Annotated in this window: 11 protein-coding genes and 1 pseudogene; 6 read left to right on the top strand and 6 right to left on the bottom strand. The window is 70.6% G+C overall.

What is annotated here, in order from left to right:
* Positions 1-31 precede the first annotated feature (31 nt).
* From ACE101_RS16510 to deoA, 3 genes are all read left to right on the top strand, one after another.
* Entirely contained in the window at positions 32-439 is a 408-nt protein-coding gene (locus tag ACE101_RS16510; protein WP_379131485.1) for a cytidine deaminase, read from the top strand.
* On the top strand, positions 436-1,260 hold the full coding sequence (locus ACE101_RS16505; protein ID WP_379131483.1) for a purine-nucleoside phosphorylase: 825 nt from the start codon (positions 436-438) through the stop codon (positions 1,258-1,260). Before ACE101_RS16510 ends, ACE101_RS16505 begins: the two co-directional genes overlap by 4 nt.
* 73 nt (positions 1,261-1,333) lie before the next feature.
* On the top strand, positions 1,334-2,644 hold the full coding sequence (gene deoA, locus ACE101_RS16500) for a thymidine phosphorylase (RefSeq protein ID WP_379131481.1): 1,311 nt from the start codon (positions 1,334-1,336) through the stop codon (positions 2,642-2,644).
* Between the two features lie 27 nt (positions 2,645-2,671).
* Here deoA and ACE101_RS16495 read toward each other — a convergent pair whose 3' ends face one another.
* From ACE101_RS16495 to ACE101_RS16480, 4 genes are all read right to left on the bottom strand, one after another.
* The gene (locus ACE101_RS16495; RefSeq protein WP_379131479.1) at positions 2,672-3,796 is read right to left on the bottom strand and encodes an FAD-dependent oxidoreductase; all 1,125 of its coding nucleotides are present in this window, start codon (positions 3,794-3,796) and stop codon (positions 2,672-2,674) included.
* A 140-nt stretch (positions 3,797-3,936) separates the two neighbouring features.
* Entirely contained in the window at positions 3,937-5,022 is a 1,086-nt protein-coding gene (galE, locus tag ACE101_RS16490; RefSeq protein ID WP_379131476.1) for a UDP-glucose 4-epimerase GalE, read from the bottom strand.
* Between the two features lie 13 nt (positions 5,023-5,035).
* Entirely contained in the window at positions 5,036-5,992 is a 957-nt protein-coding gene (locus tag ACE101_RS16485) for a UDP-glucuronic acid decarboxylase family protein (RefSeq protein ID WP_379131474.1), read from the bottom strand.
* Between the two features lie 56 nt (positions 5,993-6,048).
* Positions 6,049-7,371 (bottom strand): UDP-glucose dehydrogenase family protein, encoded by a 1,323-nt coding sequence (locus tag ACE101_RS16480; RefSeq protein WP_379131471.1) that lies wholly within the window; start codon positions 7,369-7,371, stop codon positions 6,049-6,051.
* A gap of 825 nt (positions 7,372-8,196) precedes the next feature.
* On the opposite strand from ACE101_RS16480, the gene ACE101_RS16475 reads away from it, so the two are divergent.
* Positions 8,197-8,607, top strand: coding sequence for a DUF1236 domain-containing protein (locus ACE101_RS16475; RefSeq protein ID WP_379131469.1), 411 nt, complete (start codon positions 8,197-8,199; stop codon positions 8,605-8,607).
* Between the two features lie 378 nt (positions 8,608-8,985).
* Here the strand turns inward: ACE101_RS16475 and ACE101_RS16470 are convergent.
* Positions 8,986-9,144, bottom strand: a pseudogene (locus ACE101_RS16470) (DapH/DapD/GlmU-related protein); the annotation flags it as partial.
* A gap of 612 nt (positions 9,145-9,756) precedes the next feature.
* Entirely contained in the window at positions 9,757-10,662 is a 906-nt protein-coding gene (locus ACE101_RS16465; RefSeq protein ID WP_379131467.1) for a LysR family transcriptional regulator, read from the bottom strand.
* Between the two features lie 245 nt (positions 10,663-10,907).
* Here ACE101_RS16465 and benA point away from each other — a divergent pair, with 245 nt between their 5' ends.
* Together benA and benB are read left to right on the top strand one after the other, a co-directional pair.
* Positions 10,908-12,257: a benzoate 1,2-dioxygenase large subunit gene (gene benA, locus ACE101_RS16460; RefSeq protein WP_379131465.1), complete on the top strand. Its 1,350-nt coding sequence runs from the start codon at positions 10,908-10,910 to the stop codon at positions 12,255-12,257.
* Between the two features lie 113 nt (positions 12,258-12,370).
* Positions 12,371-12,862, top strand: coding sequence for a benzoate 1,2-dioxygenase small subunit (benB, locus tag ACE101_RS16455; RefSeq protein WP_379131463.1), 492 nt, complete (start codon positions 12,371-12,373; stop codon positions 12,860-12,862).
* The last annotated feature ends 7 nt before the right edge of the window (positions 12,863-12,869 follow it).

Genomic DNA, 12,869 nt, shown 5'->3' with positions numbered 1-12,869 from the left:
TGCATCTGCCGTCCAGGACCATCCCGATCGCATGAGCCCGACCGACGCCCTGTTCGCCGCGGCCCTGGCCGTGCAGGCCCGCGCCCACGCGCCCTATTCGCGCTTCCGGGTCGGCGCGGCCCTGCGCGACGAGACCGGCGCCATCCATGCGGGCTGCAACGTCGAGAACGCGGCCTATCCGGTCGGCACCTGCGCGGAGGCGGGAGCCATCGCCGCCATGGTGGCGGCGGGCGGGCGGCGCATCGCCGCGATCCTCGTCCTCGGCGACGGGGAGGCGCTCGTCACGCCCTGCGGCGCCTGCCGCCAGCGCATCCGTGAATTCGCCGCGCCCGGCACCACCATCCAGGTGGCGGGGCCCGAGGGCCTGCGCCGCAGCTTCACGCTGGAGGAGCTGCTGCCGGCCTCCTTCGGCCCGGACAATCTCGGGCCCGCCGCGTGATCCCGGCGGATCCCCGCATCGCTGCCGCCGCCGCGCTGCTGCGCGCCCGCGGCTTCGGCGGCCCCTTCGCGCTCGCCATCGTCGCGGGCACCGGCCTCGGGCCGCTCGCGGATCTGATCGAGGCGCCCCGGACGCTGCCCTACGCGGAGATCCCGCATTTCCCGCTCTCCGGCGTTTCGGGCCATGCCGGGCAGCTCGTCGCGGGCACCCTCGCGGGCCGGCCGGTCCTGCTGTTCCAGGGCCGGGTCCATCCTTACGAGCGGGGCGAGGCCGCCGCCATGCGGGTGCCGCTCGGCGTCCTCGCCGCCCTCGGCGCGCCGCCGCTCCTCCTCACCAACGCGGCCGGCTCCCTGCGCGACGGGGCGGGACCCGGCGCGCTCGCGCTGATCACCGACCATCTCAACCTCGCGGGCATGAACCCGCTGATCGGCGAGCCCTCCGACGCGCGCTTCGTGCCGATGGTCGATGCCTACGATCCCGCCCTGCGCGCCGGCCTGGCACGGGCCGCGGCGGCGGCCGGGCTCGCCCTGCCGGCGGGCGTCTACGCGTGGTTCTCCGGCCCGAGCTTCGAGACGCCGGCCGAGATCCGCATGGCGGGCCGGCTCGGGGCCGACTTCGTCGGCATGTCGACGGTGCCGGAGGTGATCCTGGCCCGGTTCCACGGGCTGCGCGTCGCGGCCCTCTCCATCGTCACCAACCACGCCGCCGGGTTCGACGGCGGCGCGCCGGACCACGCGGAGACGAAGCGGGTCGCCGCCGCGGCCGCCGCGGATCTCGGCCGGCTCCTCGCCGCGTGGCTCGCCGGCCCGGACTTCCCGTGATGTCCGGCATGGTCCGGCCCGGGGCGAGCGGGCTCCTCGGCGCACTGACGCGCACCCTCTCGGGAGACACGTGATGCGGCTGCCGCAGGAAATCATCCGCACCAAGCGCGACGGGGGCACGCTCGAACCCGCGGAGATCGCCGATTTCATCGCCGGCCTCACGGAGGGGCGCGTCACCGAGGGGCAGGCGGCGGCCTTCGCCATGGCGGTGTTCTTCCGCGGCCTGTCCCTGCCCGAACGGGTGGCGCTGACGCGGGCGATGATGCGCTCGGGCACGGTGCTCGCCTGGGACCTGCCCGGCCCGGTCGTCGACAAGCACTCGACGGGGGGCGTCGGCGACACGGTGAGCCTCGCCCTCGCGCCCCTCGTCGCGGCTTGCGGCGGCTACGTGCCGATGATCGCCGGCCGCGGCCTCGGCCATACCGGCGGCACCCTCGACAAGCTCGACAGCATCCCGGGCTACGCCACCACCCCCGAGACCGACCTGTTCCGGCGGGTCACCCGGGAGGTCGGCTGTGCCATCATCGGCCAGACCGCGGATCTCGCCCCGGCGGACCGGCGCCTCTACGCGATCCGCGACGTGACCGGCACGGTCGAATCCCTCGACCTGATCACCGCCTCGATCCTGGCCAAGAAGCTCGCGGCCGGCCTCGGCGGGCTGGTGATGGACGTGAAGGCCGGCTCGGGCGCCTTCATGGCGACGGACGAGGAGGCCCTCGCCCTCGCCGAGAGCCTCGTGACGGTGGCGAACGGGGCCGGCCTGCCGACCCGCGCCCTCCTCACCGCCATGGACCAGCCCCTCGCCTCGGCGGCGGGCAACGCGGTCGAGGTGGCCTACGCCGCCGATTACCTGGCGGGGCGGCGGCGCGAGCCGCGCTTCCACGCGGTGACGCTCGGCCTCGCCGCCGAGATGCTGCTGCTCGGCGGCCTCGCCCCGGACCGGGAGAGCGCGACGGACCGCCTCGACGCGGCCCTCGCTTCGGGCCGGGCGGCCGAGATCTTCGACTGGATGGTGGCCGCCCTCGGCGGGCCGAAGGATCTCGTCGCCCGCCCGGGCGCGCACCTGCCGGCGGCGCCGATCGTCCGGCCGGTGCCGCCGCCGCGCAGAGGCGTCGTCGCCGGCATCGCCACGCGGCGGATCGGCCTCGCGGTGATCGGCCTCGGCGGCGGCCGGACCCGGCCGCAGGATCCGGTCGACCACGCGGTCGGCCTCACCGACCTCGCGGCGATCGGCGCGGCGGTCGGTCCGGAGGCGCCGCTGGCCCGGGTGCATGCCCGCAGCGAGGCCGCGGCCGAGGCGGCCGTCGCCGCCGTGCAGGCGGCCTACGCCGTCGCCGACGAGGCGGCGGCGGGCGCCGGCCCGATCCTGGCCCTGGTGGAATAGGGCGCGCCGACGCCTCGGGTCGGCCCTTCAGGCGGCCATCAGCGCGACGGTCTCGGCCCCGGTCGCGCCGGGGAGCAGCACCCGCTCCACCAGCATCAGCGCGCGGCCGATCGCCTGATCCATGTCGTAGTAGCGGTACTCGCCGAGGCGGCCGCAGACCAGGAGATCGCTCATCCCGGCGAGCCGGGACTGATAGCGCTTGAACAACTCGCGGTTGCGGCTGTCCGGGAACGGATACTCGTACTCGTTGGGGTCGGTGGGCGTGAACGGCGTCTCGGTGGTCAGCACGGTGCCGACCGCGCGCGCGCGCTCGTCCTCCGCCATCATGTGCTTCCATTCGAGGATGCGCACCTGCGGGCCCTGGTCCAGGCCGGGGGTGTTCACCTGCCCGACCGGCTGGCGGTAATCGGCATCGGGGAAGTAGCTGTGCTCCCGCTTCTGGCCGCGATAGGCCAGCTTGCCGAGGTCGTAGTCGAACAATTCGTCGATCGGCCCCGTGTAGATGGTCCGCTTGCGCACCGTGAAGGCGTTGCGCACGAGGCGGTAATCGACCCCGGTCAGGGTCGGGATGCCCGCCACGAGGTTGCTCATCAGGCCGGCATAGCCCGAGACCGGGATGCCCTGGTGCGGGCTGGTCTTCAGGCGCTTCTCCCCGTCCGTGCGCACGTCGAAGCGCCCGGCGAGCCCGGTCTCCAGCGCGCGCGGGTCGATGCCCCACTGCTTGACGTTGTAGCCGCGGATGAACTTCTCGTAGATCGGCTGCGGCATGATCGCCAGCGACGCCTCCTCGAAGTTCTCCGGCGTGCCGGTGAAGGACGGCGTCCAGTCCGCCCCCACCGTCCGGTCGATGTACTCGCCCTGGATCGGCCAGTATTCGAGCGCGCCATCCACCTGCGTCATCAGGACCGGCTCGTAGCGGTAGAAGCGGTCGAAGCGGTTGACGAAGGCCCAGATCCGGTCGGACGAGGTCCGGAAATAGTGCGGCCCGTAGGTGTGGATGCGGATGCCGCTGGCATGCTTGTGATCGTGGACGTTGCCGCCGACATGGGGGCGGCGGTCGACGATGAGCACCCTCTCGCCCCGGTCGGCGAGGCAGCGGGCGATCGTTCCTCCGGTCAGGCCGGAGCCGACGACGAGATAATCGACTTCCATGATCGGTGGGATCCTTCTGGATGCCTGCGGGCGGGAACCGGGCGGCGCGGCCGGCCCGCGCCCGGCGCAGGCGGCCGGGATCCGCGGGCGGGGCCGCTCGCGGATCCGGGGTCACGGAGGGTGGAGGGGGCTTCGGCCGGTCAGGCGACGTGACGGCCGTCGTCCGGCTGCGCCGCGTCGCGCTCCGGGGCGGCCTCGCCGGAGATCCCGGCTTCCGCGAGGACCCCGCGGAGCAGGCCGGCGAGGGCCTGCGACGACCGGTCGAGGCGCCAGCGCCACGCATCGGTCACCTGCGTCTCCAGATCGGCCCGCTGCGGCTGCCAGCCCAGGATCGCGCGGGCCCGGGCCGCGTCGCCGACGAGGACCGGCGGGTCGCCCGGGCGGCGCTCGCCGATCCGCACCGGGACCGGCCGGCCGGTGACGCGCTCGGCGACGTCGATCACCTGCCGGATCGAGAAGCCGGCCCCGTTGCCGAGGTTGAAGGCGGTGGTCTCGCCCCCGTCGAGCAGGTAGCGCAGGGCGCGCACATGCGCATCCGCGAGATCCGCCACGTGGATGTAGTCGCGGATGCAGGTCCCGTCCGGCGTGTCGTAATCGTCGCCGTTGACCGTCAGATGCGGCACCCGGCCGAGCGCGGCGTCGATGACGAGGGGGATGAGGTGGGTTTCGGGGTCGTGATTCTCGCCGATCGCGCCCTCCGGATCGGCCCCGGCGGCGTTGAAGTAGCGGAGCATCACGGAGCGGAGCCCGGAGGCGGCTCCCGCATCGGCGATCATCCGCTCCATCATCAGCTTGGAGGCGCCGTAAGGGTTGACCGGGTGCTGGGGGTGATCCTCCGGCACCGGGATCGTGTGCGGCACGCCGTAGGTCGCGCAGGTGCTGGAGAAGACCAGGAGCCCCACGCCCGCATCCGCCATGGCTTCGAGCAGCGTGAGCGAACCGGCCACGTTGTTGCGGTAATAGGCGAGGGGGTGGGTGACCGACTCCCCCACATAGGCGTAGGCCGCGAAATGCAGCACGGCCCGCGGCCGGAACTCCGCGAAGGCGCGGTCGAGCGCCGCCCTGTCGCTGAGGTCGCCCTCGACCAGCGGCCCCCAGCGCACCGCCTCCCGGGTGCCGCGCTCCAGGTTGTCGTAGGTGACCGGCGTGAAGCCGGCCGCGGCCAGCGCCTTGCAGGCGTGGCTGCCGATGAAGCCGGCTCCGCCGGTGACGAGGACGGTGGTCATGGCCCGGATGCCGTCACTTCAGGGAATCGGCGAAGTAGGCGATGGTCCGGCGCAGGCCCTCCTCGAGGGGAATCGTCGGCTCCCAGTCGAGCAGCGCCTTCGCCTTGGCGATGTCGGGCTGGCGCTGCTTGGGATCGTCCTTCGGCAGCGGCTTGTGGACGATCTTCGAGGAGGAGCCGGTCAGGCGGATGACCTGCTCGGCCAGTTCCAGGATGGTGAACTCGCCCGGATTGCCGAGGTTGATCGGCCCGGTGACGTCCGGCGCGGTCGCCATGAACTTGACCATGCCGTCGACCAGGTCGTCGACGTAGCAGAAGGAGCGGGTCTGGTTGCCCTCGCCGAACACCGTGATCGGCTCGCCCTTCAGGGCCTGGACGATGAAGTTCGACACGACCCGCCCGTCATTCGGGTGCATGCGCGGGCCGTAGGTGTTGAAGATCCGGATGACCTTGATCTTCAGCTTGTGCTGCCGGTTGTAGTCGAAGAACAGGGTCTCGGCGCAGCGCTTGCCCTCGTCGTAGCAGGAGCGCGGGCCGATGGTGTTCACGTTGCCCCAGTATTCCTCCGGCTGGGGATGGATGGTCGGGTCGCCGTAGATCTCGCTGGTGGAGGCCTGGAGGATCGGGGCGCCGACCCGCTTGGCGAGGCCCAGCATGTTGATCGCCCCGATCACGCTGGTCTTGGTCGTCTGCACCGGGTCGTGCTGGTAATGGACCGGCGAGGCCGGGCAGGCGAGATTGTAGATCTCGTCCACCTCGACGTAGAGCGGAAAGGTCACGTCGTGGCGGACGAGTTCGAACCGCGGATGATTGTGCAGCTTCAGGAGGTTGCTGCGCGCGCCAGTGAAGTAGTTGTCGACGCACAGGACCTCGCAGCCCTGCTCGATCAGGCGCTCGCACAGGTGCGATCCGAGGAACCCGGCGCCGCCGGTGACGAGAACCCGTTTGCTGTATCCGCGATGAGTAGACACTGGCGCTCCCTAGACGTCGGGCTGTGGGATCCGAGTTCAGATCCTGGTGGAGGGCGTCACGCGGACGCCTCGGGGGTGGGCCGGCCGATGGAGCTGTAGGCGAAGCCGGCGCCGACGACCTGGACCGGGTCGTAGACGTTGCGCAGGTCGACTATGACCGGCCGCTTCATCAGGGACTTGGTCCGGCCGAGGTCGAGGGCGCGGAACTCGTTCCACTCGGTCAGGATGGCGACGACGTCCGCCCCGCCCAGCGCCGCGTAGGCGTCCTGGCACCATTCCACGCCGGGCAGCAGCTTCTCGGCCTCGTGCATGCCGGCCGGATCGAAGGCCCGCACCGTCGCGCCGGCCTCCTGCAGGGCCGGGATGATGTCGAGCGAGGGCGCGTCGCGCATGTCGTCGGTGTTGGGCTTGAAGGTCACCCCGAGCACCGCCACCGTGCGGCCGTCGAGCGACCCGCCGCAGGCGTCCTTGATGCGCTCGGCCATGGCCTTCTTGCGCTGGTCGTTGACCTCCACCACCGTCTCGACGATGCGCACCGGCGCGCCGACCTGCTGGGCGGTGCGCATCAGCGCCAGCGTGTCCTTGGGGAAGCAGGAGCCGCCGTAGCCCGGACCGGCATGCAGGAACTTGCGGCCGATGCGGCCGTCGAGCCCGATGCCCTTGGCGACGTCGTGGACGTTGGCGCCCACCTTCTCGCACAGGTCGGCGATCTCGTTGATGAAGGTGATCTTGGTGGCCAGGAAGGCGTTGCCGGCGTATTTCGTCAGCTCGGCGGTCTCCAGGCCGGTCATCAGGATCGGCGTCTCGATCAGGAACAGCGGCCGGTAGAGCCGGCGCAGCACCTCGCGGGCCCGCTCGGAATCCGCCCCGATCACGACCCGGTCCGGGCGCATGAAGTCGCCGATGGCCGAGCCTTCGCGCAGGAATTCCGGGTTGGAGGCGACGTCGAACTCGGCCTCGGGCCGCACTCTGCTGATGATGGCGTGCACCTCGCGGGCGGTGCCGACCGGCACCGTCGACTTGTTCACCACCACCGTGTAGCGGTCGATGCTGGCCGCGATCTCCTCGGCGGCGGCGTAGACGTAGCTGAGATCGGCATGGCCGTCGCCCCGCCGGGTCGGCGTGCCGACGGCGATGAACACGGCGTCGGCGCCCCGCACGGCCGCGGCCAGGTCGAGGGTGAAGGAGAGCCGGCCCGCGGCCACGTTGCGCGCCACGAGTTCGTCCAGGCCCGGCTCGTAGATCGGGATCTCGCCCCGCTCCAGGCGCTCGATCTTGCTCGCGTCCTTGTCGACGCAGCACACGTTCACGCCGAACTCGGAGAAGCAGGCGCCGGATACGAGCCCCACGTATCCCGTCCCGATCATTGCGATCCGCATTGGTCCCTCTTCCTCAATCCCGGAGCCATCCCGCCCGGAGCCATCCCGACCACATGCCGCGGCGAGACGTACACCGTGTCCGCCACCGCCATAAGCGTGTGGGGGCCGTGAAACACGGTCTCGGCCGCTCTTCGCGGCGCCGTGTCACGGGAGGCCTACCGGATGTCCATGACAATCTCGCGCGGGCAGGTCGCGCACGGTGATGCAGGGGCTGAGGCAACGCCGTCCGCTCATGATCGGACCGTCCGGGGGCTAGAGTGCGAAAGGTCTGCACGGACATTATGGTGCGATGCTGTGCTGAGGCTTGCGGGACTGATCGGCCGTCCGGGTCTGTTGCGGAACACGGGCCGTGATCCTCACGCGCCGCCGTCGTCGCGGCGCGTCGTCCTCCCGTTCTCACCGGGGGCGGAGAGGGCGGGCCCGCGCCATTGCCCGCTCGCGCCGGCCCGACGATTGCGGTGGACTTCGGGCGTGCCCACCGGTTCCGCGCTGCGACGCGTTTTTATTTTCGGAACGCGGCCGAAGCGTCGCCGTTATCCGACCATCGAACCGCTACGCTTGGGAGAATGACGGTGACGATCCCGCGCAGTCTTTGCATTCTGGCCGCATTGCTTGCCGCCTGCTGGACGGCGTCGGCCTCGGATCGCCTGACATCTGCTCACGCCGCCGCGGCACCGGCTCCGGCCGCTCCCCTTGCTGCGTCCGAGCCGGCTCCCGCTGCGCCGGCCCGCGCGGTGCGCGTGATCCTGGCCTCGCCCTATGCCGGTCCGGCAGCCCCGCGCTGACGCACGACCGATCGCCGCCATCTCTCGCTCGGAGACCATCATGACCAAGACGATTGCCACCGCGGCGATGCTCGCCCTCCTGTTCGCCCCGGGCGCCCAGGCTCAGGGCCTCGTGCGCGGGGCGGAGGAGGGGGCCGCGGCCGGGCGCGCCACGGGCGGCCCCGTCGGCGAGATCGTCGGCGGCGCCATCGGGGCGGCTACCGGCACGATCAACGGCATCCTCGGCATCGACACCCGCCCGCGCTTCCGCAGCTACGTCGTGCGTGAGCACCGGCCCTCCTACAGCTTCGGCGAGGAGGTGCGGGTGGGGACCGTGCTGCCCACCGAGGGCGTGACCACCTACGAGGTGCCGGCGGAGTACGGCGCGACGGGCTACCGCTACACCATCGTCAACGACCGGCCGGTGCTGGTCGAGCCCGGCAGCCGCCGCATCGTCGAAGTCATCGACTGAGACGCAATCCGCTTGATCGAAGCGGATTGCGTCTCAGCAAGCCCGCGCGGCGCTTGAGCGAAGCCGATTTCCGCATTGCGAAGCAATCAACCGGAAATCGTATGACACGGTTTTCCGGACGATCACCGTCCGGAAAACCGTGTCGCCAGCCCGCGCGGCGCGGAGCAGGGCTCCGCGCACCCTTGAGCGAAGCCGGTTTACCGCATCGCGAAAGCGACGGCGCAGCAATCGCCACGCGATCGATCGGAAACCGTATCACGAGCCCGCGCGGCGCCTGAGCGAGGCCGGTTTCCGCATCGCGAAGCGATCAACCGGAAACCGTATGAGGCCGCGGGCCGCGGATCGACGCATTCCGGCCGCCCCGGCCGGGCCGGAGGGTCACAGCATCCGGATGATCCGGGCCGGCGATCCGCCCACGAGGGCGCGCGCCGGCACGTCCTTCGTCACCACGGCGCCGCCGGCCACGACCGCGCCCTCGCCGATGGTGACGCCGGGGAGGATGAGCACCCCCGCTCCGATCCAGACGTCGTCGCGGACGATGATCGGCATCTGGATGCGCGGCCTGTGGAGACCCTCCTTCGCCTCGAGCGTGTGGGTGTTCGTCTCGAACCGGACGTTCGACGCGATCTGGCATCGCCGGCCGATCGTGACCGAGCTGCAATAGGTCGAGATGCGGCAATGATGGGCGATGTACGTCCCGTCGCCGATCGAGATCGCCGCCGTGATCTCGCAGGTCAGGCTGTAGTCGGTCTGAACCGGGCCGACGATCTGAACCGATCCGGTGATCCTCATGCCGGACAAGCGATAGAAGAAAACCTTCAAGGGCGCGAGGATCTGGAAGCCGGGGATCAGGTTGCCGATCAGCAGCAGGCTGTACTGCGCGAGACGGTGGAAAGCCCGGATTGCCGATGCGATCGTCTCGCGGGACCGCCGGCCCGTCCGGTCCGGATCCGGAGCGTACCGGCAGGCCGGGCAGGTGCGCTCCGGGATGAGGCACGCGGCATCGATGGTCGACGGTGATCCGTCTCTGTACTGACCCATACAGAACATCCTCCCGATCTCCACAGGAGCGGAGCAGCGATACCATCCGGCGAGGTGGTCATCACGCGCTCTTGCGGATGATCCGTGCATGCGGGACGTGCCGGAGGTTCACACCCCGAACACGATGCCCTCGCGCAGGTAATCCTCGCGCACGCAGTCGAGGATCAGCCCGATCTCGGGCGAGGGATCGTCCTTGCGGTAGCTCATGATGACCGGGATCAGCGCCGTCTCCTCGTCGAGCGGCCGGTAGGCCACGCCGTCGCGGCGCAGGCGCTCGACGGAGGCCGGCACGATGCAGACCCCGACCCCGGCGGCGACGAGCCCGAGTGCCGTCTGCAACTCGCGCACCTCGTGGATGACGGGAGGGCGCACGCCGGCCGCGCGGACCAGCGCCAGGATGCGGTCGGCATTGTTGGGGCGCGCGCCCTTCGGATAGACGATCAGCGGGGTGTCCCCGAGGTCCCGCAGCCGCAGCGGCGCGCGCCGGCCGGCATCCCAGCCGAGCGGCACGGCGACGATCAGGCGCTCGTTGCGCAGGAGCACCCGCGCGATCGCCGGATCCTCGATCGCGATGCGGCCGAAGCCGACATCGATGCGGCCCTCCTTGAGGGCGGCGATCTGCTCCAGGGTGAGCAGTTCCAGGAGCGTGAGGTCGACGTCCGGCCGCTTCGTGCGATAGCCGCGGATGATCTCCGGCAGGCGCCCGTACAGGGTCGAGGCGACGAAGCCGACCCGGAAGCGGTTGCGCTCCGCCAGGCGCAGGCGCCGCCCGGTCTCCCGCAGGTCGTCGACCCGCTCCAGGATCTGGATCGCCTGCTCGAAGATCAGCCGACCCGGCTCGGTGAGCCGGACCGGGCGCGAGCCCCGCTCGATCAGGGCGAGGCCGAGATCCTCCTCGAGTTGCTGGATCTGCTTGCTCAGGGCGGGCTGGGCGACGTGCAAGGTTTCGGCCGCACGGGTGAAGCTCTGCTCGCGCCCGACCGCCACGAAGTAGCGCAGGTGCCGAAGCTCCAATCATTCCTCCCGGGCATAATCTTGTTCCCCATCGGTCTTGGACGCCGACCGGCAGCCTGTCTAGACCTGAAATCAAGAGGAAACGCCCGGGAGCGAGCGACGATCGCCGGTACGGCCGCAGGGCCGGAGCCGAGCGTCACGCCCTTCCTGGCCGATGGACGAAGTTCGGCAGGCCGCGTTCCGCGGATCCGCAGCGATCGACTTCGCCCGCAAGCCAACGCCCGCCGAGAGGCCAGGAGGACGCCGTGCTGGAACACCTGCATCAGGTTGTGGAGACCGCCGTCGAGGAGAACGCCGAGACCGGCATCTATCGCTGCCGCCGCGACATCTTCACGGACCCGGACATCTTCGAGCTGGAGATGCGGCACATTTTCGAGGGGAACTGGATCTACCTGGCGCACGAGAGCCAGATTCCGAACCCCAACGACTATCTCACCACCGTCATGGGCCGCCAGCCGGTGGTGATCACCCGCAGCCGCCGGGGCGAGCTCGCCGCCTTCGTCAATGCCTGCAGCCATCGCGGCGCGATGATCTGCCGGCACAAGCGCGGCAACAAGGCGACCTTCACCTGCCCGTTCCACGGCTGGACCTTCAGCAACGGCGGCAAGCTCCTCAAGGTCAAGGATCCGGAGGGCGCGGGCTATCCGGAGAGCTTCAACCGCGACGGCTCGCACGACCTCACCCGGGTGGCGCGGTTCGAGAGCTACCGGGGCTTCCTGTTCGGCAGCCTCAACCCCGACGTGAAGCCGCTCGCGGAGCATCTGGGCGAGGCGGCCCGGATCATCGACATGATCGTCGACCAGTCGCCGGACGGGCTGGAGGTGCTGCGCGGGGCCTCGACCTACGTGTTCGACGGCAACTGGAAGCTCCAGACCGAGAACGGCGCCGACGGCTACCACGTCAGCGCCACGCACTGGAACTACGCGGCGACGACGAGCCGCCGCAAGGAGGCCTGCACGGTCGACAAGACCCGGGCCATGGATGCGGGCGGCTGGGCCAAGCAGGGCGGCGGCTTCTACTCCTTCGAGCACGGCCACCTGCTGCTCTGGACCACCTGGGCGAACCCGCAGGACCGCCCGAACTGGGACCGGCGCGAGGAACTGGCCGCCCGGCACGGGCAGGCGATGGCCGACTGGATGATCAGCCGTTCGCGCAATCTCTGCCTCTACCCGAACGTCTACCTGATGGATCAGTTCTCGTCGCAGATCCGGACCTACCGGCCGATCGCGGTCGATAAGACCGAGGTGACGATCTACTGCATCGCCCCGAAGGGCGAGAGCGCCGAGGCGCGGGCGCAGCGCATCCGCCAGTACGAGGATTTCTTCAACGCGAGCGGCATGGCGACGCCCGACGACCTCGAGGAGTTCCGGGCCTGCCAGCTCGGCTATCGCGGCCGGGCGGCGGCCTGGAACGACCTCTGCCGGGGCGCCACGCACTGGATCGAGGGCGCCGACGAGGGCGCGCAGGCGATCGGCCTGAAGCCGCTGCTCAGCGGCGTCAAGACCGAGGACGAGGGCCTGTTCGCCGTCCAGCACCGCTACTGGATGGACACGATGCGCCGGCACATCGCGGAGGCGGATGCCGGGCGCCCGTAGCGCGAGACCCCCTCTCCGGGCAGGGGAGGGGGGAGACAGCCACACCACGACCAAGACGGCACCGGGCCCCCGCGGCACCGAACGACCCGTCATGCCCGGAGGAGACGCCCCCGATGACTCTCACCCTGGAACAGGTGCAGCAGTTCCTCTACCGCGAGGCCCGCCACCTCGACGACCGCGACTTCGACGCGTGGCTCGCCCTCTACGCGCCCGACGTCGAGTTCTGGATGCCGTCCTGGGACGACGACGACGACCTCGTCACCGATCCGCAGCGCGAGGTCTCGCTGATCTACTACGACAGCCGGAGCGGGCTGGAGGACCGGGTCTTCCGCATCCGCACCGAGCGCTCCAGCGCCACCAGCCTGCCGGAGCCGCGCACCTCGCACAACATCAGCAACGTCGAGATCCTCGAACAGGACGAGGTCTCCTGCCGGCTCCGCTTCAACTGGCTCACCTTCAACTACCGCTACAAGACCATCGACACGCATTTCGGCACGTCGTTCTACACGCTCGATACGCGCGGAGGGACGCCGCTGATCAAGAAAAAGAAGGTCGTTCTGAAGAACGACTACATCCACCACGTCATCGACATCTATCACATCTGAGGGGAGC

This window comes from Methylobacterium carpenticola (genome assembly GCF_042748905.1).
In the GTDB taxonomy this organism is placed as follows: Bacteria; Pseudomonadota; Alphaproteobacteria; order Rhizobiales; family Beijerinckiaceae; genus Methylobacterium; species Methylobacterium carpenticola.
This window is presented reverse-complemented; position numbering and strand designations above follow the sequence as displayed.